Source organism: Hydrogenophaga crocea (assembly GCF_011388215.1).
Classification (GTDB): domain Bacteria; phylum Pseudomonadota; class Gammaproteobacteria; order Burkholderiales; family Burkholderiaceae_C; genus Hydrogenophaga; species Hydrogenophaga crocea.
The window spans coordinates 3458232-3484959 of the sequence record NZ_CP049989.1 but is presented as its reverse complement, the minus strand read 5'-3'; the positions used below and the strand labels follow the sequence as shown (position 1 = coordinate 3484959).

At 69.6% G+C, this 26728-nt stretch carries 26 protein-coding genes; 20 read left to right on the top strand and 6 right to left on the bottom strand.

Features of this window, described 5'->3' with window-relative positions:
* The 5 genes from G9Q37_RS16490 to G9Q37_RS16470 are packed head-to-tail and all read left to right on the top strand — an operon-like array spanning position 1 to position 5092.
* Entirely contained in the window at positions 1-327 is a 327-nt protein-coding gene (locus tag G9Q37_RS16490) for an NAD(P) transhydrogenase subunit alpha part 2 (protein WP_166228843.1), read from the top strand.
* The gene (locus tag G9Q37_RS16485) at positions 324-1748 is read left to right on the top strand and encodes an NAD(P)(+) transhydrogenase (Re/Si-specific) subunit beta (RefSeq protein WP_166228841.1); all 1425 of its coding nucleotides are present in this window, start codon (positions 324-326) and stop codon (positions 1746-1748) included. Before G9Q37_RS16490 ends, G9Q37_RS16485 begins: the two co-directional genes overlap by 4 nt.
* The gene (locus G9Q37_RS16480; RefSeq protein ID WP_166228839.1) at positions 1745-2578 is read left to right on the top strand and encodes an FkbM family methyltransferase; all 834 of its coding nucleotides are present in this window, start codon (positions 1745-1747) and stop codon (positions 2576-2578) included. Before G9Q37_RS16485 ends, G9Q37_RS16480 begins: the two co-directional genes overlap by 4 nt.
* Positions 2572-4257, top strand: a complete 1686-nt coding sequence (locus G9Q37_RS16475; protein WP_166228837.1) for a long-chain-fatty-acid--CoA ligase — start codon at positions 2572-2574, stop codon at positions 4255-4257. Before G9Q37_RS16480 ends, G9Q37_RS16475 begins: the two co-directional genes overlap by 7 nt.
* Positions 4258-4273: 16 nt before the next feature.
* Positions 4274-5092: a 5'-methylthioadenosine/adenosylhomocysteine nucleosidase gene (locus G9Q37_RS16470; protein ID WP_166228835.1), complete on the top strand. Its 819-nt coding sequence runs from the start codon at positions 4274-4276 to the stop codon at positions 5090-5092.
* Between the two features lie 29 nt (positions 5093-5121).
* Here G9Q37_RS16470 and corA read toward each other — a convergent pair whose 3' ends face one another.
* From corA to G9Q37_RS16455, 3 genes are all read right to left on the bottom strand, one after another.
* Positions 5122-6108, bottom strand: coding sequence for a magnesium/cobalt transporter CorA (corA, locus tag G9Q37_RS16465; RefSeq protein WP_166228833.1), 987 nt, complete (start codon positions 6106-6108; stop codon positions 5122-5124).
* 193 nt (positions 6109-6301) lie between these two features.
* Positions 6302-7549 carry a patatin-like phospholipase family protein gene (locus G9Q37_RS16460; RefSeq protein ID WP_166228831.1) on the bottom strand — a complete coding sequence of 416 codons (1248 nt, stop codon included), beginning with the start codon at positions 7547-7549 and terminating at the stop codon, positions 6302-6304.
* Between the two features lie 4 nt (positions 7550-7553).
* Entirely contained in the window at positions 7554-9317 is a 1764-nt protein-coding gene (locus G9Q37_RS16455) for a hybrid sensor histidine kinase/response regulator (protein ID WP_166228829.1), read from the bottom strand.
* A 264-nt stretch (positions 9318-9581) separates the two neighbouring features.
* Here G9Q37_RS16455 and hpf point away from each other — a divergent pair, with 264 nt between their 5' ends.
* From hpf to hprK, 3 genes are all read left to right on the top strand, one after another.
* On the top strand, positions 9582-9911 hold the full coding sequence (hpf, locus tag G9Q37_RS16450; RefSeq protein ID WP_166228827.1) for a ribosome hibernation-promoting factor, HPF/YfiA family: 330 nt from the start codon (positions 9582-9584) through the stop codon (positions 9909-9911).
* Positions 9912-10055: 144 nt separating this feature from the next.
* Positions 10056-10526: a PTS sugar transporter subunit IIA gene (locus G9Q37_RS16445; RefSeq protein ID WP_166228825.1), complete on the top strand. Its 471-nt coding sequence runs from the start codon at positions 10056-10058 to the stop codon at positions 10524-10526.
* A 13-nt stretch (positions 10527-10539) separates the two neighbouring features.
* Complete coding sequence (gene hprK / locus G9Q37_RS16440) at positions 10540-11490, top strand: HPr(Ser) kinase/phosphatase (RefSeq protein ID WP_166228823.1); 951 nt, start codon at positions 10540-10542, stop codon at positions 11488-11490.
* Between the two features lie 49 nt (positions 11491-11539).
* On the opposite strand, the gene fur is transcribed toward hprK, so the two are convergent.
* A complete protein-coding gene (gene fur, locus G9Q37_RS16435) occupies positions 11540-11977 on the bottom strand; it encodes a ferric iron uptake transcriptional regulator (protein ID WP_166228821.1) in 438 nt (145 codons plus the stop codon).
* A 100-nt stretch (positions 11978-12077) separates the two neighbouring features.
* Here fur and G9Q37_RS16430 point away from each other — a divergent pair, with 100 nt between their 5' ends.
* From G9Q37_RS16430 to holA, 5 genes are read left to right on the top strand one after another with little or no spacing between them, the layout of a single operon-like run.
* Entirely contained in the window at positions 12078-12608 is a 531-nt protein-coding gene (locus G9Q37_RS16430; protein ID WP_166228819.1) for an outer membrane protein assembly factor BamE, read from the top strand.
* A complete protein-coding gene (gene dapB / locus G9Q37_RS16425; RefSeq protein WP_166228817.1) occupies positions 12605-13420 on the top strand; it encodes a 4-hydroxy-tetrahydrodipicolinate reductase in 816 nt (271 codons plus the stop codon). Before G9Q37_RS16430 ends, dapB begins: the two co-directional genes overlap by 4 nt.
* 13 nt (positions 13421-13433) lie before the next feature.
* Positions 13434-16109: a leucine--tRNA ligase gene (gene leuS, locus G9Q37_RS16420; protein ID WP_166228815.1), complete on the top strand. Its 2676-nt coding sequence runs from the start codon at positions 13434-13436 to the stop codon at positions 16107-16109.
* A 2-nt stretch (positions 16110-16111) separates the two neighbouring features.
* Positions 16112-16606, top strand: a complete 495-nt coding sequence (locus tag G9Q37_RS16415) for an LPS-assembly lipoprotein LptE (protein ID WP_166228813.1) — start codon at positions 16112-16114, stop codon at positions 16604-16606.
* A 7-nt stretch (positions 16607-16613) separates the two neighbouring features.
* A complete protein-coding gene (gene holA, locus G9Q37_RS16410) occupies positions 16614-17672 on the top strand; it encodes a DNA polymerase III subunit delta (RefSeq protein ID WP_166228811.1) in 1059 nt (352 codons plus the stop codon).
* On the opposite strand, the gene G9Q37_RS16405 is transcribed toward holA, so the two are convergent.
* Entirely contained in the window at positions 17664-18578 is a 915-nt protein-coding gene (locus G9Q37_RS16405) for a sensor histidine kinase (RefSeq protein WP_166228809.1), read from the bottom strand. The two genes, holA and G9Q37_RS16405, sit on opposite strands and share 9 nt — an antisense overlap.
* 208 nt (positions 18579-18786) lie before the next feature.
* Here G9Q37_RS16405 and G9Q37_RS16400 point away from each other — a divergent pair, with 208 nt between their 5' ends.
* A complete protein-coding gene (locus tag G9Q37_RS16400; protein ID WP_166228807.1) occupies positions 18787-19332 on the top strand; it encodes a glycine zipper 2TM domain-containing protein in 546 nt (181 codons plus the stop codon).
* Here the strand turns inward: G9Q37_RS16400 and G9Q37_RS16395 are convergent.
* Positions 19323-20291, bottom strand: coding sequence for an AraC-like ligand-binding domain-containing protein (locus G9Q37_RS16395; RefSeq protein ID WP_166228805.1), 969 nt, complete (start codon positions 20289-20291; stop codon positions 19323-19325). The two genes, G9Q37_RS16400 and G9Q37_RS16395, sit on opposite strands and share 10 nt — an antisense overlap.
* A 205-nt stretch (positions 20292-20496) precedes the next feature.
* Here G9Q37_RS16395 and G9Q37_RS16390 point away from each other — a divergent pair, with 205 nt between their 5' ends.
* From G9Q37_RS16390 to G9Q37_RS16365, 6 genes are read left to right on the top strand one after another with little or no spacing between them, the layout of a single operon-like run.
* Positions 20497-21693 (top strand): amino acid ABC transporter substrate-binding protein, encoded by a 1197-nt coding sequence (locus tag G9Q37_RS16390; RefSeq protein ID WP_166228803.1) that lies wholly within the window; start codon positions 20497-20499, stop codon positions 21691-21693.
* Positions 21693-22595 (top strand): branched-chain amino acid ABC transporter permease, encoded by a 903-nt coding sequence (locus tag G9Q37_RS16385; RefSeq protein WP_166228801.1) that lies wholly within the window; start codon positions 21693-21695, stop codon positions 22593-22595. Before G9Q37_RS16390 ends, G9Q37_RS16385 begins: the two co-directional genes overlap by 1 nt.
* Positions 22596-22601: 6 nt before the next feature.
* Positions 22602-23630 carry a branched-chain amino acid ABC transporter permease gene (locus G9Q37_RS16380; protein WP_166228799.1) on the top strand — a complete coding sequence of 343 codons (1029 nt, stop codon included), beginning with the start codon at positions 22602-22604 and terminating at the stop codon, positions 23628-23630.
* A complete protein-coding gene (locus G9Q37_RS16375) occupies positions 23620-24420 on the top strand; it encodes an ABC transporter ATP-binding protein (RefSeq protein WP_166228797.1) in 801 nt (266 codons plus the stop codon). Before G9Q37_RS16380 ends, G9Q37_RS16375 begins: the two co-directional genes overlap by 11 nt.
* Positions 24417-25235 (top strand): ABC transporter ATP-binding protein, encoded by an 819-nt coding sequence (locus G9Q37_RS16370; RefSeq protein WP_166228795.1) that lies wholly within the window; start codon positions 24417-24419, stop codon positions 25233-25235. Before G9Q37_RS16375 ends, G9Q37_RS16370 begins: the two co-directional genes overlap by 4 nt.
* A gap of 25 nt (positions 25236-25260) precedes the next feature.
* Complete coding sequence (locus G9Q37_RS16365; protein ID WP_166228793.1) at positions 25261-26715, top strand: aldehyde dehydrogenase; 1455 nt, start codon at positions 25261-25263, stop codon at positions 26713-26715.
* The last annotated feature ends 13 nt before the right edge of the window (positions 26716-26728 follow it).

Here is a 26728-nt window from a genome sequence, read left to right as displayed (position 1 = left end):
ATGGACGCCGTCTCCCCCACCCTCATCAACCTCATCATCTTCGTGCTCGCCATCTACGTGGGCTACCACGTGGTCTGGAACGTCACGCCCGCCCTGCACACGCCGCTGATGGCCGTGACCAATGCGATCTCGGCCATCGTGATCGTGGGTGCCATGCTCGCGGCCGCGCTCACCGAGACCCCGCTGGGCAAGACCATGGGCGTGCTGGCCGTGGCGCTTGCCGCGGTGAACGTGTTCGGTGGCTTCCTGGTCACGCGGCGCATGCTCGAGATGTTCAAGAAGAAAGAGAAGAAGGCGCCCAAGGCCGGCGCGGGAGAGCAAGCATGAGCATGAACCTCGTCGTCCTGCTCTACCTGATCGCCTCGGTTTGCTTCATCCAGGCCCTGAAGGGCCTGAGTCACCCCACCACCTCGATCCGCGGCAACGTCTTCGGCATGACGGGCATGGCCATCGCCGTGCTCACCACCGCGGCGCTCATCGTCGAGCTGTCGGGCGGCAAGGCGCAGGGCATGGTCTACGTGCTCGGCGGCCTGGTGGTGGGCGGCGGCATCGGCGCGGTCATGGCCAAGAAGGTCGAGATGACCAAGATGCCCGAGCTCGTGGCCTTCATGCACAGCATGATCGGCCTGGCCGCGGTCTGCATTGCCGTGGCCGTGGTGGCCGAGCCCTGGGCCTTCGGCATCGCCGGGCGCGACCTGCCCATTCCGGGCGGCAACCGCATCGAACTCGCGCTGGGCGCCTTCATCGGCGCGGTCACCTTCAGCGGCTCGGTGATCGCCTTCGGCAAGCTCTCGGGCAAGTACAAGTTCCGCCTGTTCCAGGGGGCGCCCGTCACCTTCCCGGGGCAGCACAAGCTCAACCTCGCGCTCGGTCTGGCCACGGCCTTCTTCGTCTTCGGCTTCTGGCATTCGCAGAGCTGGATGGACATCGTGCTGGTGATCGCGCTGGGCTTCGTCCTGGGCGTGCTCATCATCATCCCCATTGGCGGCGCCGACATGCCGGTGGTGGTGTCCATGCTCAACAGCTACTCGGGCTGGGCGGCCGCGGGCATCGGCTTCAGCCTCAACAACAGCATGCTGATCATCGCCGGCTCGCTGGTGGGCAGCTCGGGCGCGATCCTGAGCTACATCATGTGCAAGGCCATGAACCGCTCGTTCATCAGCGTGATCCTGGGCGGCTTCGGCGGTGACGCCGGTGCCGCGGCGGCCGGCGGGGGCGTGCAGCGCACCGCCAAGAGCGGCAGCGCCGACGACGCGGCCTTCATCCTGGGCAACGCCGAAACCGTGGTGATCGTGCCCGGCTACGGCCTTGCGGTGGCGCGCGCGCAGCACGCGGTGAAGGAGCTCGCGCACAAGCTCACCGAAAAAGGCATCACCGTGAAGTACGCGATCCACCCGGTGGCCGGGCGCATGCCGGGCCACATGAACGTGCTGCTGGCCGAGGCCGAGGTGCCCTACGACCAGGTGTTCGAGATGGAGGACATCAACGGCGAGTTCGGCCAGGCCGACGTGGCCATCATCCTCGGCGCCAACGACGTGGTGAACCCGGCCGCGCTGCAGAAGGGCTCGCCCATCTACGGCATGCCCATCCTCGAGGCCTACAAGGCCAAGACCGTGATCGTGAACAAGCGCTCCATGGCCGCGGGATATGCGGGCCTGGACAACGAGCTGTTCTACATGGACAAGACCATGATGGTCTTCGGCGATGCGAAGAAGGTGGTCGAGGACATGACCAAGGCGGTGGAGTGAAGCCGCGCAAGACCTTCGGGCAGCGTCTCGAGAAGGTCTGGGAAGATCCGCGTGCCCTGGGTGTGAAGCTGCTGCAGGGGGCGATCGACCACCTGCGCGGCTACTCCTACGACTTCGACCGCAACGGCGAACGGCGCCTGCTTGAACGCATGGGCACGCTGGGCGCGCGCACCGTGTTCGACGTGGGGGCCAACGTCGGCGACTGGACGCTCGCGGCCGCGCAGCTCATGCCCGAGGCGCACATCCACAGCTTCGAGCTTTCGCCACGCACCTGGCGCACGCTGAGCCAGCGCGTGAGCGGCCCGCGCTTCACCGTCAACAACTGCGGCATGGGCGACCGCGACGGCAGCATCGCCTTCAAGGACTACGGCGAGAACTCCACCGTCAACACCATTCTGTCCAACGCCACCTACCACGACGCGCAGCAGACCGCCGTGGTTTCCGAGGCGCAGATCGTCACCGGTGACCGCTATTGCGAGCAGCACGGCATCGCGTCCATCGACCTGCTCAAGATCGATGTGGAAGGGGCGGACCACCTGGTGCTCGCGGGCTTCGAGCGCATGCTCGGTGCCCGCGCGGTGCGCGTGGTGCAGTTCGAGTACGGCTACACGCACGGCGATGCCAAGTTCCTGATGCGCGACTTCCACGAGCTGTTCGCGCGCCATGGTTACGCGGTGGGCCGGCTCGAGCGCCGCGGCGTCGCTTTCGGGCCGTGGCACTACAAGATGAACGATTTCCGGTCGGGCCCGAACTACGTGGCGGTGCGCAACGACGACACGGCCGCACTGCAGGCGCTGACCCGTTTCGACCAGAGGAGCAAGCAATGCTGACCGCGACCGACCAACGCCCGTGGCTGTCCGCCTACCCCGAAGGCGTGCCCGCCGACATCGACACCAGCCCGTACCCGTCGCTGGTGCACCTGATGGAGGAGAGCTTTCGCCGCCACGCCAGCCGCACCGCGTACAGCTTCATGGGCAAGGAGATCAGCTACGCGCAGACCGACAGCCAGTCGCAGGCCTTCGCCGCGTACCTGCAGTCGCTGGGCCTGGTCAAGGGCGATCGCGTCGCGATCATGATGCCCAACGTGCCGCAGTACCCGGTCGCGGTGGCGGGCATCCTGCGCGCGGGCCTGGTGGTGGTCAACGTCAACCCGCTCTACACCGCGCGCGAGCTCGAGCACCAGCTCAAGGACTCGGGCGCCAAGGCCATCGTCATCATCGAGAACTTCGCGCACACGCTGCAGCAGTGCATCGCGCAGACGCCGGTCAAGCACGTGGTGCTGGCGGCCATGGGCGACCAGCTCGGCCTGCTCAAGGGCATGCTGGTGAACCACGTGGTGCGCAACGTGAAGAAGATGGTGCCGGCCTTCAGCCTGCCGCAGGCCGTGCGCTTCAACGACGCACTGTCGCGCGGCGCACGCGCCACGCTGCGCAAGCCCGAGTTGCGGCCCGACGACATGGCGGTGCTGCAGTACACCGGCGGCACGACGGGTGTGAGCAAGGGCGCGGTGCTCCTGCACAGCAACATCATCGCCAACGTGCTCCAGTCCGAGGCCTGGAACGACCCGGTGATGAAGACCCTGCCGCCGGGCGAACAGCCCACGGCCGTGTGCGCCCTGCCGCTGTACCACATCTTCGCCTTCACGGTGAACATGATGTTGAGCCTGCGCGTGGGCGGCAAGACCATCCTGATCCCCAACCCGCGCGACCTGCCCGCGGTGCTCAAGGAGCTGAGCAAGCACCGCTTCCACAGCTTCCCCGCGGTCAACACGCTGTTCAACGGCCTGGCCAACCACCCCGACTTCAACACCGTGGACTGGAGCCACCTGCGGGTGTCCGTGGGCGGTGGCATGGCGGTGCAGGGCGCGGTGGCCAAGCTCTGGCTCGACAAGACCGGCTGCCCGATCTGCGAGGGCTACGGCCTGTCGGAGACCAGCCCCTCGGCGAGCTGCAACCCCACCACCAGCAAGAGCTTCAGTGGCACCATCGGCGTGCCGCTGCCGGGCACCCGCATGAAGTGCCTCGACGAAGAGGGACGGGAAGTGCCGGTGGGCGAGCGCGGCGAGATCGCGATCCACGGCCCGCAGGTGATGGCGGGCTACTGGCAGCGCCCCGACGAAACCGCCAAGGTCATGACGGCCGACGGCTACTTCAAGACCGGCGACATCGGCGTGATGGACGAGCGTGGCTACTTCAAGGTCGTCGACCGCAAGAAGGACATGGTGCTCGTGAGCGGCTTCAACGTGTACCCGAACGAGGTCGAGGACGTGGTGGCGCAACTGCCCGGGGTGCTCGAATGCGCCGTGGTCGGCGTGCCCGACGACAAGACCGGCGAAGCGGTGAAGCTGGTCATTGTCAAGAAGGACCCGGCCCTCAGCGAGGCCCAGGTGCGCGATTTCTGCCGCGCCAACCTGACGGGCTACAAGCAGCCGCGCGTGATCGAGTTCCGCACCGAGCTGCCCAAGACGCCCGTGGGCAAGATCCTGCGCCGCGAACTCCGCGACAAGTGAAGGCATCGCGCGGCGCATGACGCTCGCCCTGATCAGCGCCCTGCCCGAGGAGCTGCAGGCCGTGCTCGACCTGCTGCCCGACGAGCAGCGCACCACCCTCGCGGGCCGAGCCTTCTGGCAGGGTCACCTGCACGGCCAGGCCGTGGTCGCGGTGCTCTCGGGCATCGGCAAGGTGGCGGCGGCCACCACCACGGCCTTGCTGATCGAGCGCTTTCAGGCCAGCCGCGTCGTGATGACGGGCGTGGCCGGTGGCCTGGGCGCGGGCGTGAAGGTGGGCGACGTGGTGGTGGCGCGCGCGCTGCTGCAGCACGACATGGACGCCTCGCCGATCTTTCCGCGCCACGAGGTGCCCGGTTACGGCCGCTCGCGCTTCGCCACCGACGCGGTGCTCGGCGATGCGCTGGTGCGCGCCTGCGAGGCCAGCCTGCGCGATCCGCGTGCCATGCCCGGCGCCGAGGCCGTGGCCGCCTTCGGCCTGACCGCGCCCCGTGTGCACCAGGGCCTGATCGTGAGCGGCGACCGCTTCGTTTCGCGCACGAGCGAAAGCCAGGCCTTGCAGGCCGAGCTGCCTGACGCGCTCGCGGTCGACATGGAAAGCGCGGCCGTGGCCCAGGTGTGCGCCGATTTCGGCGTGCCGGTGGCGGTGGTGCGCACCATCTCCGACCGCGCCGACGACGCGGCCCACGTGGACTTTCCGCGCTTTCTCACGCAGGTCGCGAGCCGCTACAGCGCGGCCATCGTCGCGGCTTTGTTGGGGGGTGGAGGGGGAGCTGGCGAGAAACACCGCGGAACCGGCTTTGCCGGGCCGCCGGTGTTGCCCCCTTTGAGGGGGTGACGCACCGCAGGTGCGGCGCGGGGGTGTTCTTACCTCAACCAGCCGCGCTTCCAGAAGTAGACCATCGGCACCACCGCCGACACGATCATCAGCACGATCGCGAACGGATAGCCGAAGGTCCAGCCCAATTCGGGCATGAACTGGAAGTTCATGCCGTAGCTGCTCGCCACCAGCGTGGGCGGCAGCAGCGAGACGCTGGCCACCGAGAAGATCTTGATGATCTTGTTCTGGTTGATGTTGATGAAGCCGACGGTCGCGTCCATCAGGAAGTTGATCTTGTCGAACAAGAACGCGGTGTGGCCGTCGAGCGAGTCGAGGTCGCGCAGGATCTGGCGCGCGTCTTCGAACTGCTCGGCGCTGAGCAGGCGGCTGCGCATCATGAAGCTCACCGCGCGGCGCGTGTCCATCACGTTGCGGCGGATGCGGCCCGACATGTCCTCGTGGCGCGCGATCGCCGACAGCGCTTCGCCGAGCGCCGAGTCGCTGGCCTCGGCCGACAGCACCTTGGCGCTCACGGCCTCGAGGTCGTCGTAGATGTCTTCGAGCGTGTCGGCGCAGTACTCGGCGTCGGCGTCGAACAGCATCAGCAGCACGTCCTTGGCGTCGTCGATCAGGCCGGGCATGCGGCGCGCGCGCATGCGCAGCAGCCGGAACACGGGCACGTCTTCGTCGTGGATCGAGAACAGCACGCCGCGGCTCTTGAGCGAGTCGTTGTGCTCGTTGAGGATGAAGGCCACGCGGATGGCGCGCGGGTCTTCGTCGTCGTCGATGAGGAAGTCGCTGCGCACGTGCAGCTCGCCGTTGTCTTCCTCGAAGAAGCGCGCCGATTCCTCGATGTCCTCGTCCATCGCGTCTTCGGGGATGGACAGCCCGAAGTGCTGCTTGACCCAGCGCCGCTCTTCGGGCGTGGGCGATTCGAGGTCGACCCAGATGGGCTTGAATTTCGCGAGTTCTTCCAGGGACTCGATTTCTTCCTGGAACAGGCGGCCGTTGGCCAGGGTGAAGACGTTGAGCATGGCGCGCTCCCGGCAGACGATGCGTTGGACGGGGAGGCCGGTGGGCCGGCCGGCGGTTTCGGTGGCGCTTTCAGCCGGCCGACCGCCGGGCGGTGCGCTGCGGCGAGCGCGGGCTCAGACGGTGACGGAGGGGGCTGAAAGCACACGACTGGGGGGTGTGCTTTCCATGGGGGGCTCCGGTGGGTGGGCGCGATTATGGCATCGCACCCCGTGCAGCGTCTGTGACAGCCGGCGCGAGAAAGGCCCGCAATTCGGCCTCTTTGCGCCAGGCGTCGTGCTCGCCCAGGGCGATCAGCGCCTGCACGAAACCAGGCTCGAACAGCAGGTAGCTCGCCAGGGCCGCGGCGCTCGCACTGGCGCCACGGCGGGTGTCGAGCGCTCCCAGGCCGCTGAGCGTGTGGCGCGTCGGGGTGGGCAGTTCGTGCACGTGCTTCATGGCGAGTTCGTCGAGCGAGACGCTGGGCTGCAGGGCCAGCACGTCCACCGGGCGGTAGGGCAGCATGCCTGCGAGCGCGGGCGGCAGCCGCGCGAGCGTCTGGCTCACGCGCTGGGTCTGCTCCACGTCGGCCTGCAGGGTGTCGTGGAACACGCTGGCCATGGCGTGGCCCGCGATGGTGCCGGCCGTGGGCTCGTCAGCGTTGCCCGGCGCCAGGCCCGCGCGCTGCGGCTGGCCCACGCCCAGCACCAGCACGCGGCGGGCGCCGAAATGGATCGCCGGCGACAGCGGCGAGAGCTGGCGCATGGAGCCGTCGCCGAAGTGCTCGCGGCGGCCGTTGACCCACAGCGGCACCGCGGGGAACAGAAAGGGAATGGCGCTCGACGCCATCAGGTGCTCGATGGTGATGGGCTGGAAGTCGGCACGCCGGCCCGGCCGGTGCCAGGGCCGCAGCTCGCAGTCGGCGCGGGTCTGGCAGAAGGTCCAGTGCTCGCCCGTGGTGTAGCTCGAAGCGGTCACGCCCAGGGCATCGAGCGCGCCGAGCTCCAGTGCGGTCTCGAGCCCGCGCAGGTCGATCGCGCGGTGCAGCGTGTCCACCAGCGGCAGCGTGTCGAGCAGCGCGCGGTGGCGCCGCACCTGGCGCGACAGTGTCCAGCCCGCGAGCACGCGGCTGGCGCGCACCCAGCTCGGCGCTTCGAGGCGATAGACCTGGTGCGAGCGCAGCCGGTGCCAGAACTCGGCCAGCCGCGGCAGCGCGGCCGCGCCGTTGCCGGCCTGGCTGGCCAGGTAGCTGGCGTTGAGCGCGCCCGCCGAGGTGCCGAACAGCCAATGGAAGGGGAAAGCCGTGTGGCCGGCTGGCAGCATGGCCGCCAGCGCCTTGAGCACGCCAGCCTGGTACGCGGTGCGCGCGCCGCCACCCATGAGCACCAGCGCGCAGCCGTCGGGCCGCACCGCGGCCTGCGGCGCCAGCACGGTGTTGTGGGTGAGCACGGTGTCGAGCGACATGGGTTCAGGGGGGCGTTGGGGCGTTGTCGATGAAGCGGCGCAGGGTGTCGGGATCGACCGGCTTGTGCAGCCCGGTGACGCCGACCGCGCGGATGGTGGCCAGCACCTCGGGGCTGGTGTCGCCCGTGACGATCGCGGTGTGCAGACCCGGGGCACCCAGGCGCTCGTGCAGCGCGGCGATCACGTCGACGCCGTTCTGGCCGCCGCGCAGGTGCATGTCGATGAGCGCGATGTCCGGCCGCCGCGGCGCGGCGCCGAGCACGGTCAGCGCGTCCTCGCGGCTGGTGGCGGTGAGCGCTTCGTGCCCCCAGCCGCGCAGCAGCAGGGCCATGGCCATGAGGATGTGCTCGTCGTCGTCGACCACGAGCACCGTGCGCGTGGTGCAGGGCGGCAAGGGCGGGGAACTGCCTTCGGGGCCGGCTTCGGGGTTGTCGGCGCGCGGCAGCGCGATGGAGAACACCGAACCGCGCCCCGGGCGCGAGCGCAGCACCAGTTGCCCGCCGAGCAGGTCGGCCGAGCGCTTGACGATGGCCAGCCCCAGCCCGAAGCCGCGCGACTGGCTGGCGTCGCGCTTGACGTTGCCGGCCTGGAAGAACTCTTCCGTCACGCGCGGCAGGTCGTGCGCCTCGATGCCCACGCCGCTGTCCCAGATCTCGATGCTCACGCGGTCGCCGCGGCGGCGCGCGGCCAGCAGCACGCCGCCGCGCTCGGTGTATCGCACCGCATTGCCCGCGAGGTTGCTGAGGATGGTGTGCAGCACCGCGGGATCGGCGCGCACCGCGAGGTGGCCGCCGCGCACCCGCAGGCGCAGGCCCTTGGTGCGCGCCTGCTGGGCCACTTCGTCGCTCACGCGGCGCAGCACGGGCCCCAGCGACACGGCCTGCGGCCGCGGCTGCAGCGCGCCCGCGTCCAGTCGCGAGATGTCGAGCAGCCGGCTGAGCAACTGGGCCATGGTGTCGAGCGCGCCCTGCATGCGCTCGGCGATGCTGCCCACGGTGCGCGGGCTGATCTCGGCGCGTTCCGAGAGCGCCTGCAGCGCCGGCACGAACAGGCTCATGGCGTGGATGGGCTGGCGCAGGTCGTGGCTGGCGGTCGCGAGGAAGCGCGTCTTGGCCACGCTGGCGCTTTCGGCGCGTTCCTTCTCGGCGGTGAGCTGGCCGATCAGCGATTCGTTCTCGAAGCGCAGCTGCAAGGCCTCGGCGATGGCGCGGGCGATGCGGCGCGAGAACACCAGCGACATGCCCAGGAAACCGGTCGCCAGCAGCCCCAGGGTGACCAGCGCCGTGTTGCCCGAGCTCAGGCAGCGTGTGGCGAACGGCACGGCGCAGGGCACCGCGAAGGCCACGTAGGCCGGGAAGTACGGCCCCAGCGATTGGGTGGCGCTGGAGAGGATGGCGGTGATCATGATCGAGATCACCGCGATGTTCAGCGGGTTGTCGGGCGTGAAGAACAGCCAGGCCAGCAAACCCCAGCACAGGCCGGCCACGGCCGAGGTCAGGGCGAAGGACGGGCCCCAGCGCTCGGGCGGATCGCCGGCCGCGGTGCGGCGCCAGAAGCGCCGGGCCATCCAGAGGCGCCACGCGCTGAGCGCGAGCAGGGCGATGGCCCACCCCGCCACCTGAGCGTGGGGTTGCTGGTTGGCCCAGAGCAGCACGGTCGCGCCCGTCCCCAGCATCAGCGAACCGAACACCAGTGCCGGCACGTTGCGCGCCAGCAGGCGGATCTGTTCGCGCCGCTGCCGCACCTGCAGGTCACCGGGGCCGTCCATGCGTGGAGCATAGGTCACCGGCGTGTGCGGCGGGAAGCATCGATGGCAGGGGCGGCAGGCGCGATGCGCCGCTCGGCTTGCTGGTGTCGGCCATGTGGCGGGCGGCCCGCCGGTTTGACGCTGGTCAGGAAGTCACGTTTTCTGACGTTTGCGCCTTGCGCCGGCCGGGGTTCGTGGGCATAGTGGGTCGCAAGCCATCCCGTGGTCGCCGGGTGGCCCTGCCACCGGCGGCCTGTGTCAACCCGGAGCATAGGAGGCTCATCCATGAATCTGACGATCAGCGGTCACCACCTCGAGGTCACGGACGCCCTGCGCGGTTACGTCACGAGCAAGCTCGAACGCATCTCCCGGCACTTCGACCAGGTGGTGGACATCAAGGTCCTGCTCACCGTGGACAACCTCAAGGAGAAAGACCTGCGCCAGCGCGCGGAGTGCAACATCCACGTCAAAGGCCGCGACCTGTTCGCTGAGAGCGCCGACGCCGACCTGTACGCAGCGGTCGACGACCTCGCCGACAAGCTCGACCGGCAGGTGCTGCGCTACAAGACCAAGACCAAGGAACACCACCACGACGCGCTCAAACGCCTGGCGTGAAAACCGTCACAACCCGCGCCGCGCGTGGGTTTGTGACCTTGCTGCAATGCAACAAGCCGCTTGAATTGTCAAGCGGCTTTTTTGTCCCTTTCATCTGGCCGTGGGAAGTGAGAGGCGCATAATCCGCGGTCCGAAAGGGCCGCCATGAACCGTCTTTCTGCCATCCTGCCTGCCGCACAAGTGCTCGTGAGCGTCGATGCCACGAGCAAGAAGCGCGCCTTCGAGGAAGCGGGCCTGCTGTTCGAAACGCTGCATGGCCTCAACCGCGCCTTGATCACCGACAGCCTGTTCGCGCGCGAGCGGCTCGGCTCCACCGGCCTGGGCCACGGCGTGGCCATCCCGCACGGTCGCATCAAGGGCCTCAAGCAGCCGCTGGCCGCGGTGTTCCAGCTCGCCAACCCCATCGGCTTCGACGCGCCCGACGAGCAGCCGGTGCAGCTCATGATCTTCCTGCTGGTGCCCGAGGCGGCCACGCAGAAGCACCTCGAGATCCTCTCCGAGATCGCGGAACTGCTCAGCGACAGCGTGCTGCGCGAGCAGATGAAGGGCTCGGCCGACGCCGCCGCGCTGCACGGCCTGATCGCCCACTGGCAATCGGCCCACGCGGCCGCCTGACGCCCGCCAGCCCTTGAAACCCACCGTCGTCAGCGCCGACGTCCTGTTCGAGGACCATCGGGATTCGCTGAAGTGGCAGTGGATCGCCGGGCTCGGCGCGTCCGAGCGGCGCTTCGACGAGGTCGCGATCCGTGCCGCGCGCTCGGGCGCCGACCTGGTCGGCTACCTCAACTACATCCATCCCTACCGGCTGCAGGTCATCGGCGAGCGCGAGGTCGCCTACCTCACGAGCCCGAGCACCGAAGACAACCGCCGCCGCGTCGCGCGCATCGTCACGCTCGAGCCGCCCGTGCTCGTGGTGGCCGATGGCCAGCCCGCCCCCGACGAGTTGCTCGCCATGTGCGAGCGCGCGCAGATCCCGATGTTCGCGACCAAGGAGTCGGCCGCGTTCGTCATCGACGTGCTGCGCGCCTACCTGTCGCGCCACTTCGCCGACCGCGCCACCATGCACGGCGTGTTCATGGACATCCTGGGCATGGGGGTGCTGATCACGGGTGAGTCTGGCCTGGGCAAGAGCGAGCTGGGCCTGGAGCTGATCTCGCGCGGCCATGGCCTGGTGGCCGACGACGCGGTGGACCTCTACCGCATCAACCAGACCAGCGTGGAGGGCCGCTGCCCCGAGCTGCTGCAGAACCTGCTCGAGGTGCGCGGCATCGGCCTGCTCGACATCAAGGCGATCTTTGGCGAGACCGCGGTGCGCCGCAAGATGCGGTTGCAGCTCATCGTGCACCTGGTGCGCCGCGAGACCATGGAGCGCGACTACGAGCGCATGCCCTACGAGCCGCTGTACCAGGACGTGCTCGGCGTGCCGGTGCGCAAGGCGGTGATCCAGGTGGTGGCCGGCCGCAACATCGCGGTGCTGGTGGAGGCCGCGGTGCGCAACACCATCCTGCAGCTGCGCGGCATCGACACCTACCAGGAATTCGTGCTGCGCCACCGCGCGGCCATGTCGCGCGACGAATGACGCCCCCACGCTCCGCCTTGGGGCGGCCCGGCGGCGGTTCCCGTATCCGTTACTTCTTCGCGCCGCGGTGCGGGCACTCGCTCTTGGTGCAATTCGCGTAGAGCGACAGCGCGTGTTCCTGCAGCGCAAAGCCGCGCGCCTTGGCCACCATCTGCTGGCGCCGCTCGATCTCGGCGTCGAAGAATTCCTCGACCCGGCCGCAGTCGAGGCAGACCAGGTGGTCGTGGTGCTGGCCCTCGTTGAGCTCGTAGACGGCCTTGCCCGATTCGAAATTGCTGCGCGTGAGCAGGCCGGCCTGCTCGAACTGCATGAGCACGCGGTAGACGGTGGCCAGGCCGATGTCGCTGCGGTCTTCGAGCAGCACCCGGAAGACGTCTTCGGCCGTCATGTGGCGCTGCTGCGCGTTGTGGAAGACCTCGAGGATCTTCAGCCGCGGCAGGGTGGCCTTGAGGCCGGTGCTCTTGAGTTCTTCGAGGTTGGTAGACATGGCGGTGGGGGCAGGCTCACTACAATGGCCGACCGATTATCGCCGGCTGCACGCCGCCCGCGCCAGGGCCATTGCCCATGCGCTGTCCAGGGTGTCCCACATGTCCCTCGTCCGTCATCGACTGCTTCCCGCGCTGGCCCTTGTGCTGGCCGTGTCGGGGTGCTCCTTCATCACGCCCTACAAGATCGACATCCTGCAGGGCAACGTCGTCACCCGCGAGCAGGTCGAGGCCCTCAAGCCGGGCATGGCGCGCGAGCAGGTGCGCGACATCCTCGGTTCGCCGCTGCTCACCAGCGTCTTCCACGCCGACCGCTGGGACTACGTGTTCACGCTGCAGCGCCGCGGCGAGGCGCCGGTGCGCCGCCGGGTCGCGGTGTTCTTCAAGGACGGCGTGCTCGAGCGCCACGAGGCCGACGATCTGCCCAGCGAGCTCGAATTCGTGTCCTCGCTCGACGCGCGGCGCGGCCAGCGCGGCGCCAAGCCGCCGGTGCTGCAGGCCACCGACGAGCAGCTCAAGACCTTTGCCGAGCGCAACAAGCCGCAGAACCCGCCCACGCCGGCGAGCGCAGCGCCCCGGCCGGCCACCACGAGCTTCCCGCCCATCGACAGCGGCACCGGGAGCAGCCGATGAACGCCGCCGCACAACACCGCGTCAGCGTGGCTGGCGCCAGCGGCCGCATGGGCCGCATGCTGATCGAAGCCGTGCGCGCCAGCGGCGACTGTGCCCTCACCGGTGCGCTCGACGTGGCCGCCAGCCCCGCGATCGGCCAGGACGCCGGCGCCTACGCGGGCCAGGCCACGGGCGTGACCATCACCGCCGACTTCGCCACCGCGCTGCGCGGCAGCCACTGCCTGATCGACTTCACGCGCCCCGAGGGCACCATGGCCCACCTCGACGCCTGCGTGGCGCACGGGGTGAACCTGGTCATCGGCACCACCGGCTTTTCCGACGAGGAGAAGGCGCGCATCGCCGAAGCCGGAAAGAAGATCGCCATCGTGATGGCGCCCAACATGAGTGTGGGCGTGAACGTCACGCTCAAGCTGCTCGAGATGGCGGCCAAGGCCATGGCCACCGGCTACGACATCGAGATCATCGAGGCGCACCACCGCCACAAGGTCGACGCGCCCAGCGGCACCGCGCTCAAGATGGGCGAGGTGATCGCCGACGCGCTCGGCCGCGACCTCAAGGACTGCGCGGTCTACGCGCGCGAAGGTGTCACCGGCGAGCGCGATCCCTCCAGCATCGGCTTCGCCACCATCCGCGGCGGCGACATCGTGGGCGACCACACGGTGCTGTTCGCGGGCACGGGTGAGCGCATCGAGATCACGCACAAGTCCAGCAGCCGCGCCACCTACGCGCAGGGCAGCCTGCGCGCGGTGCGATTCCTGGCGGGCCGCAAGAGCGGCCTCTACGACATGTTCGACGTGCTCGGCCTGCGCTGAGCAATCCCACCCCATGCAAGAGAAGTACGCCCCCCAAGACGTCGAGCGCCAGGCCCAGGCGCAATGGACCGCCGCCGACGCCTACCGCGTCACCGAAGACGCCGGCAAGAAGAAGTTCTACGCCTGCTCCATGCTGCCCTACCCCAGCGGCAAGCTGCACATGGGCCACGTGCGCAACTACACGATCAACGACATGCTCACGCGCCAGCTGCGCATGAAGGGCTACAACGTCCTCATGCCCATGGGCTGGGACGCCTTCGGCCTGCCGGCCGAGAACGCAGCGATCAAGAACAAGGTGCCGCCCGCGAAGTGGACCTACGACAACATCGCGTACATGAAGCGGCAGATGCAGGCCATGGGCCTGGCCATCGACTGGAGCCGCGAGGTTGCCACCTGCTCGCCCGACTACTACAAGTGGAACCAGTGGCTGTTCCTCAAGATGCTCGAGAAGGGCATCGCCTACCGCAAGACCCAGGTCGTCAACTGGGACCCGGTCGACCAGACCGTGCTCGCCAACGAGCAGGTGATCGACGGCCGCGGCTGGCGCACCGGTGCGCTGGTCGAAAAGCGCGAGATCCCGGGCTACTACCTCAACATCACCGCCTACGCGGGTGAGCTGCTCGACCACGTGCAGATCGGCAACCCCAAGGCCACGCTCAACGGCTGGCCCGACAAGGTGCGGCTGATGCAGGAGAACTGGATCGGCAAGAGCGAGGGCCTGCGCTTCGCCTTCCCGCACCAGATCCGCGACGCCAGCGGCGCCCTGATCGGCGACGGCAAGCTCTTCGTGTTCACCACGCGCGCCGACACCATCATGGGCGTGACCTTCTGCGCCGTGGCGCCCGAGCACCCGCTGGCCACGCACGCGGCGGCCGGCAACCCGCAGCTCGCGGCCTTCATCGAAGAGTGCAAGAAGGGCGGCACCACCGAGGCCGAACTCGCGCTCAAGGAAAAAGAAGGCCTGCCCACGGGCCTGTCCGTGACCCACCCCATCACCGGCGCCGAGGTGCCCGTGTGGGTCGGCAACTACGTGCTCATGGGCTACGGTGACGGCGCTGTCATGGGAGTGCCCGCGCACGACGAGCGCGACTTCGCCTTCGCGAAGAAGTACGGCCTGGCCATCCAGCAGGTGGTCGCCGTCGACGGCGAAACCTTCAGCACCGAGGCCTGGGCCGACTGGTACGGCGACAAGCAGCGCGGTGTGTGCGTGAACAGCGGCTTCCTCGACGGCCTTGGCTACCAGGCCGCGGTCGACCGCGTGGCCGAGGCGCTGGGTGCCAAAGGCCTGGGCGAGAAGAAAACCACCTGGCGCCTGCGCGACTGGGGCGTGAGCCGCCAGCGCTACTGGGGCACGCCGATCCCCATCATCCACTGCCCCGAGCACGGTGCGGTGCCCGTGCCCGAGCGCGACCTGCCCGTGGTGCTGCCCGAAGACTGCGTGCCCGACGGCAGCGGCAACCCGCTGCAGCACCACGCGGGCTTCCACGCCAACGTGGTGTGCCCGGTGTGCGGCGCCAAGGCGCGGCGCGAGACCGACACCATGGACACCTTCGTGGACTCGTCCTGGTACTTCATGCGCTACTGCGATCCGAAGAACCCGGACGCCATGGTGGCCGGCGGCACCGACTACTGGATGCCCATGGACCAGTACATCGGCGGCATCGAGCACGCGATCTTGCACCTGCTGTACGCCCGCTTCTGGACCAAGGTCATGCGCGACCTCGGCCTGGTCAAGGTCGACGAGCCCTTCACCCAGCTGCTCACGCAGGGCATGGTGCTCAACCACATCTACAGCCGGCGCACCGACAAGGGCGGCAAGGAGTACTTCTGGCCGCACGACGTCGAGAACGTGTTCGACGAGGGCGGCAAGATCGTGGGCGCGAAGCTCAAGAACCCCGTGGGCGATCTGCCCGCGGGCACGCCGATCGACTACGAGGGCGTGGGCACCATGTCCAAGTCCAAGAACAACGGCGTCGACCCGCAGGACCTGATCGAGAAGTACGGCGCCGACACCGCGCGCCTGTACACCATGTTCACCGCGCCGCCCGAGGCCACGCTCGAATGGAACGACTCGGCGGTGGAAGGCAGCTACCGCTTCCTGCGCCGCGTGTGGGCCCACGGCCAGCAGCGCTCGGCCGCGGGCGCGCAGGGCGCGCTCGCGGCCGGCGTGGGCACGGCCGCGCTGTCCAAGGCCGCCAAGGCGCTGCGCCTGGAGATCCACACCGTGCTCAAGCAGGTGGACTACGACTACCAGCGCATGCAGTACAACACCGTGGTCTCGGGCGCGATGAAGATGCTCAACGCGCTCGAAGGCTTCAAGCCCGAGGGCACGGCCGACGAGGCCGCTGCGGCCGAGGGTTTCGGCATCCTGCTGCGCTGCCTGTACCCGGCCACGCCGCACATTGCGCAGGTGCTGTGGAACGAACTCGGTTACACCACGCCGCTGGGCGAGCTGCTCGACGCGCCCTGGCCGCAGGCCGACGAGGCCGCGCTGCAGCGCGACGAGATCGAGCTCATGCTGCAGATCAACGGCAAGCTGCGCGGCAGCATCACCGTGCCCGCGAGCGCCGACAAGGCCGCCATCGAGGCCGCCGCGCTCGCGAGCGAGGCCTTCGTGAAACAGGCCGCGGGCGCCGCTCCCAAGAAGGTGGTGGTGGTGCCGGGCCGGCTCGTGAACCTGGTGGTCTGACCATGCAACGGCGTCTTGCGCTCGCCTCTTTCGCCGCGCTGGGCCTGTCGGCCTGCGGCTTCCAGCTGCGCCAGGCGCCCCGGTTCGGCTTCTCGGCGCTGCGCCTGGCCGGCGCCGGTGCCTACGTGATGCCGGCGCTGCGCCGCGAACTGCAGATCTACGGTCTGCGCGTGATCACCACCGCCGACCCCAAGGACGCGCCCGATGCCGTGGTGCTGCGCGTGCTGCTCGACCAGCGCGAGCGCGCGGTGGTGGGCCAGACCGCCTCGGGCCAGGTGCGCGAACTGCAGCTGCGCCAGCGCTTCCGCTTCAACCTGCAGACGCACGACGAGCGCATCCTCATCGACGACACCGAGCTGCTGCTCGAGCGCGACCTGAGCTTCAACGAAACCCAGGTGCTCGCCAAGGACGCCGAGGAGCTGCTGCTCTACCGCGACATGACCGCCGACATCGTGCAGCAGGTGGTGCGCCGCATCGCGGCGCTCGACAAGGTGTGAAGGGCCCATGCAGGTCGCCTCGAACCAACTGGCCGCCCAACTGCAGCGCGGCCTGCGCAGCCTCTACACCCTGCACGGCGACGAGCCGCTGCTGATCCAGGAGGCCGGCGACGCGATCCGCGCCGCGGCGCGCGCCCAGGGGTACACCGAGCGCACCGTGCACCTCATGACCGGCGCGCACGCCGACTGGTCCTCGGTGCTGGCCAGCGGCGCCTCGCTGAGCCTGTTCGCCGACCGCCAGCTCATCGAGGTGCGCGTCCCCACGGGCAAGCCCGGCAAGGACGGCTCTGTCGCCCTGCAGCAGCTCGCCGAGGCCGCCGACGGCAACGACAGCACGCTCACGCTGGTGGTGTTGCCCCGGCTGGACATGGCCACGCAAAAGAGCGCCTGGTTCGCCGCGCTCGACGCCCACGGCGTCACGGTGCGCATCGACCCGGTCGACCGCAAGGCCCTGCCGCAGTGGATTGCGCAGCGCCTGCAGGCCCAGGGCCAGCGCGTGGCCGCGGGTGAAGAGGGGCAGCGCACGCTGGCGTTCTTCGCCGACCGCGTGGAGGGCAACCTGCTCGCCGCGCACCAGGAAATCCAGAAGCTCGGCCTGTTGCACCCGCCGGGCGAGCTCGGTTTCGAGCAGGTCGAGTCGGCCGTGCTCAACGTGGCGCGCTTCGACGCCTTCAAGCTCGCCGAGGCGGTGCTCGCCGGCCAGATCGCGCGCGTGCAGCGCATGCTCGACGGCCTGCAGGCCGAGGGCGAAGCGCCGGTGCTGGTGCACTGGGCCCTGGCCGAGGACATCCGCACCCTGAACCGCGTGCGCGCCGCCATGGACGGGGGCCGCCCGCTGCCGATCGCGCTGCGCGAGAGCCGCGTCTGGGGCCTGAAAGAAAAGCTCGTGGAGCGCGTGCTGCCGCTGCTGGGCAACGCGCAGCTCGCGCGCTGGCTCGACGACGCCCACACGGTGGATGGCATCGTCAAGGGCCTGAAATTCCCCGACTGGCCGGCCGACCCCTGGCAGGCCCTGCACCAGCTCGCGATGAAGGTGGCGCGCGCCTGTGCGCAGCCCTCACGCTGAGGGCCGCGCGCGCGGCACGCGCAGCTCGAAGCACGATCCGCGGCCCGGTGCGGTGCGCAGCGCCACGCCGATGCCCAGCAACTGCGCGCAGCGCGCCACGATCGACAAGCCCAGGCCCAGGCCCTGATCGTGGCGCCGCGCGGCGCTGCCCCGCACGTGCGGCTGAAACACCGTGTCCCGCTCGTCGGGCGTGAGGCCGCGGCCCGTGTCCCACACCTGGACCAGCAGCGTGTCGCCGCGCTCGCGGCAGGCCAGCAGCACGCCGCCGCGGTCGGTGTAGCGCATGGCGTTGGAGACCAGGTTGCTCAACATGCGCTCCAGCAGCAGCGGGTCGGTGTGCACGAGCGCCAGGCTGGGCCGCACGCGCCAGCTCAGGCCCTTGTGGCGTGCCTGCGCCGCGAACAACGCCTCGATGCGCTCGAGCATCTCCTGCACCGAGAACGTCTCGGGCCGCGGGTCGAGCTCGCTGTGTTCGAGCCGCACCGCCATGAGCATCGAGGTCACGAGCTCGTCGGCCGCGTGCAGCGCCGAGCGCATCTGCAACAGCGCCTGGGCGTCGGCCGCGCGCAGCGCCTGTCGGCCCAGTACATCGGTGGCCATGCGCAGCGCGTAGAGCGGCTGCTGCAGGTCGTGCGTGACGGCCGCCATGAAGCGCGACTTCTCGTCCAGTGCGCGCTGTGCCGATTCGCGCGCGGCCCGCGCGCGCGCCTGTTGCGCGTCGGCCTGCCGGCCCGCGCGCCGCTCCGCGTGGACCCGCTCCACCAGCAGCGCGCCGATCAGCAGGCATTCGCTGGCCGGCAGCGGGCCCGTGTCCAGCAGCAGCCGCGCCGCGCCCACGACCGCGAGGCCGGCCCAGCCGAGCAGGAAGCCGGTGGCGAGGGGGCGGGGGGCGCTTGGGCGGGGCATGGAGCGGCGCATGCTAGGCAAGTCGAAGGCCCGGATCTCCCCCCCGGTATCGGCGCCGCGTGCGCCGGTGCGCATGTCCGCCCGGGCCCGGCGTGTGGCGCATCGGTAAAGCCCCGCAGCCATCTGTTTCAGGCTTCGGACACTCGACACGTCCGGTAACAGGCACTGCCGCGGCCGCGCCTAGATTCGCGGCGAAAGGAGTGAGCACATGGACAAGTCAATGATCAAAGGCATGGCCCTGGGCGGGCTGGCGATGGTGGTGCTCGGCGCGGGCGCGGTGGGCGGCTACCAGACCCTCACCCAGCCCCGGCACGCCGAGGTGGTGGCCGTGAAGGAAGTGACGACCACCGTCTCCACGCCGCGCGAGGTGTGCGAGAACGTGGCCGTGCGCCGCCAGGCGCCGGTGAAGGACGAGCACCGCGTGGCCGGCACCCTGATCGGCGGTGTGGCCGGCGGGTTGCTGGGCAGCACCATCGGCAAGGGCAGCGGCAACACCGTGGCCACGGTGGCCGGTGCGGTGGCGGGCGGCTACGCCGGCAATCAGGTGCAGAAGAACATGCAGCAGAGCGACACCGTGACCACCACCGAGCAGCGCTGCCGCACGGTGCAGGACAAGAGCCAGAAGCTGCTGGGCTACGACGTGACCTACCGCCTCAACGGCCAGGAGGCCGTGGTGCGCACCGACTTCAAGCCGGGCGCCACGCTGCCCGTGAAAGACGGCAAGGTCGACACGACCCCGCCCGCTCAGTCCTGAGCGGGTGCGAGCGAGGCACGGGCGCGGAACGCCGAGGGCGTGAGCCCCGTGTGCTCGCGGAACACGCGGCTGAAGTGCGCCGTGTTGTTGAAGCCCCAGGAAAACGCGATCTCGGTGATGGTGCGGCCCGCGCGCTGCGGGTCGGCCAGCTCGCGCATGCAGGCCTCCACGCGCTGGCGCTGGATGTAGTGGGCCAGGGTGTCGTCCTCGGCGCTGAAGGCCTTGTGCAGGTGGCGCTTGCTGCAGTTCATCGCGCTGGCGATGTGGTCGAGCGAGAGCGCGGGGTCGCGCAGGTGGTGGCCGATGTGCACGCGGATGCGGTCGCGGAAGGCCTCGAGCTGGGTGCGGCCGTCGGCGCGGCCCGCGAGCTCGAGCAGTGACAGCCGCACCAGCTCGACGATGGCCTCGCCCGCGCCGCGCGCCGCGGCCTCGCTCATGCCGGGCAGCTCCTGGTAGGTGGTGCGCATGGTCTCCAGCGCCACGCGCGCAATGCCGCTCACGCCGCCGATCTGCCGCGCCATGAGCGGCTCGAGCGCGAGGCCGCGCTCGCTGAGCTGTTCGCGCGGCAGCATCACGATCAGGTGCTCGACCTGCTCGGGGTTGGCCACCGCGTAGGTGCCGGTGGTGTCGTAGATGGCCCAGCCGCCGGGCCGCACCCAGGCCTCGCGGCCCGACTGCTGCACGCCCGCGCTGCCGCGCCAGGGTGCCACGATCTTGAGGTAGGGCCGCTCGCCCGCGCGCGCCTGGCGGTCGCTCTTGATCACGCGGTGGCGGTTGGCCTCGAGCCGCGTGAGCATCACCTCGCCCGCGCGCGAGGCGCTCATGTGGCCCTCGAAGTCGGTGTCGCCGTAGAGGTCGGAGTCGAGCCCGCCGAAGTGCGTCCACACCCATTCGCGCCAGATCGCGGCGCGCTCCTTGGGCGCCACGGCGTCGGTGCTCATCGGGGGGGTGGCGCTCATGCAGGTCTCCGTGGGCGGGGCGGGCGGGCAGGGGGAAACATTGTCCCGTGCCGCCCAAGCCCCTGCGCGGCCCCGGCATTGCGGGAAAACCCGCATCGCCATGCGCGATTGGTCAAGCCGACAGTGCGCCTTCGGCATAGCGGCCCATGACGGCTTTTCCTACCATGGCCGCGTCCGAGGACCCCCCACACACAGGAGACAAGCCATGGCCTTGAGCAACCGCCGAGTGATGATGCAGAAGACCGCCGCCGCCGTGGGCGCGATGGCGGTGGCCCCGCAGTTGATGGCCCAGAACGCGCCCGTGCGCATCGGCTACAGCATGTCGCGCACCGGCCCCTGGACGGGCGGCGCGCAGACCAGCCAGGAGCCCAACTTCCTGCTCTGGGCCGAGCAGCAGAACGCCACGGGCGGTCTCGACGTGAAGGGCGTGCGCCGCAAGATCGAGCTGATCAGCAGCGACGACCGCAGCGACGTGGAAACCGTGGTGCGCACCTACGAAAAGCTGATGGGCAGCGACAAGGTGGACCTGGTGCTGCCGCCCTGGGGCTCGAACGCCAACTTCGCGGTCGCACCGCTGGCCAACCGCTTCCAGTACCCCTTCCTCGCGCCCACCGCGCTCTCGCGCCGCCTGGTGGAGCTCAAGCTGCCGTATTTCTTCCTGCTGCTGCAGCAGCCCAAGCCCATGTGCGACGCGCTGGTCGACATGTTCAAGGCCAACGGCGTGAAGAGCGTGGCCGTGATCTACGTGGACGACCTGTTCGGCCTGGAGAACTACGCGGCCCTCAAGGTGGCGCTGCAGGGCAGCGGCATCAACATGGTCGAAGACAAGAGCTACCCCGGCGGCGTGAAAGACCTCTCGCCCGTGCTGCGCTCGATGAAGGACAAGAACCCCGACGCGTTCGTGGGCTTCACCTACCCGCCCGACACCATCCTCGCGAGCCGCCAGGCCAAGGAGATCGGCTTCAACCCGAAGTTCTTCTACGCCTCGGTGGGCACGGCCTTCCCGCTCTACAAGAACGTGATCACCGCGGCCGGCGCCGAGGGCGTGCTGGGCATGGGCTCGTGGAACAGCAAGACCAGCCCGGGCGCCAAGGCCTACTTCGACGCCCACGTGGCGAGCCAGAAGAAGGAACCCGACCGCTGGGCCAGCGGCGCCTGCTGGGCCGGCCTGGAGATCCTCACCAACGCGGTGAAGGCGCACGGCCTGGACCGCAAGGCCATCCGCGACTACGTGGCCAACACCACGCACAAGACCATCCTGGGCGACATCAAATTCCAGGGCAGCGAGAACGTGGGCACGCCGGGCACCGTGGGCCAGTGGCAGAACGGCGAGTTCGAGGTGGTGTGGCCGCAAAAGCTCGCCACCGCCAAGCTCAACCCGAACAAGCCCACCTGGAAGTGATGTCGTTTTCCGCCTGGATCGAGCTCATCGCCTCCGGTCTCATCACCGGGGGCATCTATGCGCTCGTCGCGCTCGGCCTGAACCTGCAGTACGGGCTGATGCGCATCCTCAACATCGCGCATGGCGAGTTCCTGATGGTGGGCGCCTTCGTCACCTGGATGGTGGCGGCCACGTTCGGGCTTTCGCCGCTGTGGATGATCCCGGTCTCGTTCGCGCTGCTGTTCGGCATCGGCGTGGCGGTGCACTGGCTGTGCTTTCGCCGCCTCACCGCCACCTCGCCCAACCTCGACGTGTTCGAGGCGCGCGGCCTCATGGTGGCCTTCGGCCTGATGTTCCTGGTGCAGAACGCGATCAGCTGGATCTGGGGCGGCGACCTGCGCGGCTACGACTTCCTCACCCAGCCCTTCGCCATCCCGCTGCCCGGCGGCCAGGCGCAGTTCGCGGTGAACAAGCTGCTGGTGTTCGGCCTCGCCCTGCTGTTCGCGGGCGCGCTCATCGTGCTGCTGCGCACCACGCTGCTGGGCAAGGGCGTGCGCGCGCTCATGCAGTCGCCCACCGGCGCGCAGCTCGTGGGCATCGACACCAAGCGCCTGCACCCGCTGATGTTCGGCATCGGCCTGGGCCTGTCGGGCGTGGCGGGCTGCCTGCTGTCCATGGCCTACACCATCAGCCCCTCGATGGGCGAGCCCTACACCGTCACCGCGCTCATCGTCATCACGCTGGGCGGCTTCGGCAGCATGGGCGGCGCGCTCGCGGGCGGCCTGCTGCTGGGCGTCATCGAGGCCATCGGCATGCACTTCACCAACCCCTCGCTCAAGGCCTTGCTGAGCTACATCGTGTTCATCGGCGTGCTGCTGCTGCGACCCGAAGGCCTGTTCGCGCGCAAGACCCGCAAGGCCTGATCCCGCATGACCTCCCGACAGTTCCTCATTCGCGACCTGCTGGTGCTCTTCGGCCTGACCGGCTGGGCCGTGGCCCTGCCCGGCTTCGCGAGCGAGTTCGTGGTTTCCATGGCGCTCACCTGCCTGATGTACGTGGCGCTCTCCTCGAGCTGGGCGCTGTTCTGCGGCACCACGCGCTACCTCTCGCTCGCCACCTCGGCCTTCTTCGGCATCGGCGCCTACACCAGCGCCATCGGCCTCGAATCGCTGAGCTGGCCGGTGGCGATCGCGCTCGGCGCGACCATCGCCGCGGGCATCGCGGTGCTCATGGGTGCGGCGGTGCTGCACCTGCGCGGCACCTACTTCGCGGTGCTCACCTTCGGCATGACCGAGCTGATCCGCCATGCCATCAGCTATTTCGAGAAGAGCGTGACCGGCACCGTGGGCCGCGTGCTCATGGTGGTGCCCGAGCGCGACACCGTGTACTTCACCGTGCTGCTGCTCGCGGTGCTGGCGGTGGCGCTGTCCATCGGCATCCGCCGCACCCGCTTCGGCCTGGCCATGCAGGGCATCGGCGCCGACGAGCAGCGCGCCCAGACCCTGGGCGTGAACACCCGGCTCGTGAAGACCGCGGGCTTCGCGCTCACCGCGGCCATCGCGGGCGCCGTGGGCGCGGCCATGAGCGTGCGCTGGACCTACATCGACCCGCACACCGTGTTCAACCCCTTCATCGGCTTCCAGACCGTGCTGATCGCGCTCATCGGCGGCGCCATGACGCTGTGGGGCCCGCTGATCGCGGCCATCGTGTTCAGCGTGCTCGCCGAAACCCTGCGCCTGCAGGTGCCGCAGGTCTACATGATGTCGCTGGGCCTGCTGCTGATCCTGTCGGTGCTGTACCTGCCGGGCGGCCTCGCCTCGGTGCGCGCCGAGACCTTCAAGGGCTGGTGGCGCGACAGCAAGGCCTGGTGGCGCGAAACCAGAGACGACCTGAGCGGCGAGACCGAGCGGCGCAAGCAGCGCGAGAAGCAACAACGCGAGGCCCGCCATGTCTACTGAAACCCGGCAGCCCCTGCTCGAAGCCCGGGACATCACCGTGCGCTTCGGCGGCCTCACCGCCGTCGACCGGGTGAGCGCGGTCTTCATGCCCGGCGAGCTGGTGGGCATCATCGGCCCCAACGGCGCGGGCAAGACCACCTTCTTCAACGCCATCTCGGGCGTCACCAAGCCCACCAGCGGCCGGCTCGAGTTGCGCGGCCGCGGCCTCGCGGGCCAGGCGCCGCACCGCTTCGCGGCCCAGGGCCTGGCGCGCACCTTCCAGACCCCGCGCACCTTCGGCGACATGGCCGTGCGCGACAACATCGCCTTCGGCCTGAAGTTCGCGGGCAAGCGCCGGCGCGAGTACCTGTTCTGGGGCGACGAGGTCGGCGTGCCCTGGGTGCTGCGCACGCCCGAGAGCATCCTGGGCCTGATCGGCCTGTCGGCGCAGGCCGAGCTGCCCGCCGCCGCCATCACGCCCTCGCAGCAGCGCCTGCTCGAGATCGGCATGGCGCTGGCCACGCGGCCCAGGCTGCTGCTGCTCGACGAGGTGGCCGCGGGCCTCACCGAGAACGAAGTGGAGGAGATGGCGCGCCTGATCCGCCGCCTGCGCGACGAGCTCGACCTCACCGTGGTGTGGATCGAGCACGCGGTGAGCACGCTGCTGCGCCACGTGGAGCGCGTGATCGTGCTGCACCAGGGCCGCAAGATCGCCGACGACGTGCCGCGCGCCGTGATCCGCAACCCCGAGGTGATCGAGGCCTACCTGGGCGACGAGATGAGCGAGACCGACACGGAGGCCACCGCATGATGTGGCACCGCCCCGAACCCTTCCGCCTCGGCGGCGCGCCACGCGCGCACCTGAAGATCGACGGCCTGAGCGCAGGCTATGGCGCCTTCCTGGTGCTGCGCAACCTCACGCTCGAGGCGCGCCCTGGCCTGACCGTGGTGCTGGGCCCCAACGGCGCGGGCAAGACCACGCTGCTCAAGGCGCTCAACGGCCTGATCCCGCGCCAGGGCGCGGTGCTGCTCAACGGCGAGGAACTGCCCGAGAAAACCCACGAGACGGTGCAGAGCGGCGTGGCGCTCGTGGCCGAGGGCCGGCAGCTGTTCCCGCAGATGACGGTCACCGAGAACCTCGAACTTGGTGGCTGGCTGGTGCCCAAGGCCGAGCGCGCGCGCCGCATCGAGCAGGCCTTCAACGATTTTCCCAAGCTGCGCGAACGCGCCTCGCAGCTCGCCGGCACCATGAGCGGCGGCGAGCAGCAGATGGTGGCGGTGGCGCGCGCCATGATGAGCGCGCCGCGCCTGCTCATGCTCGACGAGCCCTCGCTGGGCCTGGCGCCCAAGATGGTCGACGAACTGCTGGGCATCGCGCGCCGCATCGCCGACGCCGGCACCACCGTGCTCATGGTGGAGCAGAACGTGAAGAAGGCGCTCGCCGTGGCCGACCGCGGCTACGTGCTCGAGCGCGGCGCCATCGTGGCCAGCGGCCCCGCGGCGCTGCTCGCGCGCTCCACCGTCATCCGCGAGGCCTACCTCGGCGCCGACAAGGACCCCGCGAGCGGCACCACCAATGCCGCCGACGCCGTGAACCGCCGCAAGGCCACGGCCACCCCCGCCTGAAACCACACGAACGCAAGGAGAACCCATGTCCGATCTGTCCATGCTCATCAACGGCCTCAAGGTCACGGCCGAAAAAGGCGCCACCTTCGAGCGCCGCAACCCGCTCGACGGCAGCGTGGCCACGCGCGCGCCCGCGGCCAGCCCGGCCGACGCGGTGATGGCGGTGGAGGCCGCCGCCGAGGCCTTCAAGACCTGGAGCGAGACCGGTCCCGGCGAGCGCCGCGCGCTGCTGCTGAAAGCCGCCGACGCGCTCGAGGCCAAGACGCCCAAGTTCATCGAGGCCGTGGCCGCCGAGACCGGCGGCACCGCCATGTGGGCCGGCTTCAACTGCTTCCTGGCCGCGGGCATGATCCGCGAGGCCGCCGCGCTCACCACGCAGATCTCGGGCGAGGTGATCCCCTCGGACGTGCCGGGCTCGCTCGCCATGGGCGTGCGCCAGCCCGCGGGGGTGGTGCTGGGCATCGCGCCCTGGAACGCGCCCATCATCCTCGGCGTGCGCGCCATCTGCGTGCCGCTGGCCTGCGGCAACACCGTGGTGTTCAAGGGCAGCGAGAACTGCCCGCGCACCCACCAGCTCATCGTCGAATCGTTCCAGGACGCGGGCTTTCCTGCGGGCGTGGTGAACTACATCACCAACGCCCCGGCCGACGCGGGCGCGGTGGTCGAGGCCGTGGTGGCCCATCCTGCGGTGCGGCGCGTGAACTTCACCGGCTCCACCAAGGTGGGCAAGATCATCGCGATGACCTGCGCCAAATACCTCAAGCCCGTGGTGCTGGAGCTCGGCGGCAAGGCGCCGCTGGTGATCCTCGACGACGCCGACATCGACGACGCGGTGAACGGCGCGGCCTTCGGTGCGTTCGCCAACAGCGGCCAGATCTGCATGAGCACCGAGCGCATCATCGTGGACCAGAAGGTCGCCGACGAGTTCGTGAAGAAGTTCGGCGACAAGGCGAAGAACCTGCCCGTGGGCGACCCGCGCAAGCCCGAGCCCGTGGTGCTCGGCTCGGTGATCGGCATGGCCACGGTGAACTTCTGCAACGAGCTGATCGACGACGCGCTGGCCAAGGGCGCGAAGCTGGTGTGCGGCGGCAAGAGCACCGACACCCTGATGCCCGCCACCGTGCTCGACCACGTGACGCCCGAGATGCGCGTCTACCGCGAAGAAACCTTCGGCCCGCTCAAGTGCATCGTGCGCGTGAAGGGCGTCGAAGAGGCCATCGCCTGCGCCAACGACAACGAGTACGGCCTGAGCGCGGCCGTGTTCGGCAAGGACATCGCGCGCGCCTTCAACGTGGCGCGCAAGATCGACAGCGGCATCTGCCACGTGAACGGCCCCACGGTGCACGACGAAGCGCAAATGCCCTTCGGCGGCGTGAAGGGCTCGGGCCTGGGCCGCTTCGGTGGCAAGGCCGGCATCGCCGAGTTCACCGAGCTGCGCTGGATCACGGTGCAGACGACGCCGCGGCACTATCCGTTCTGAGCAGCACGCCGCC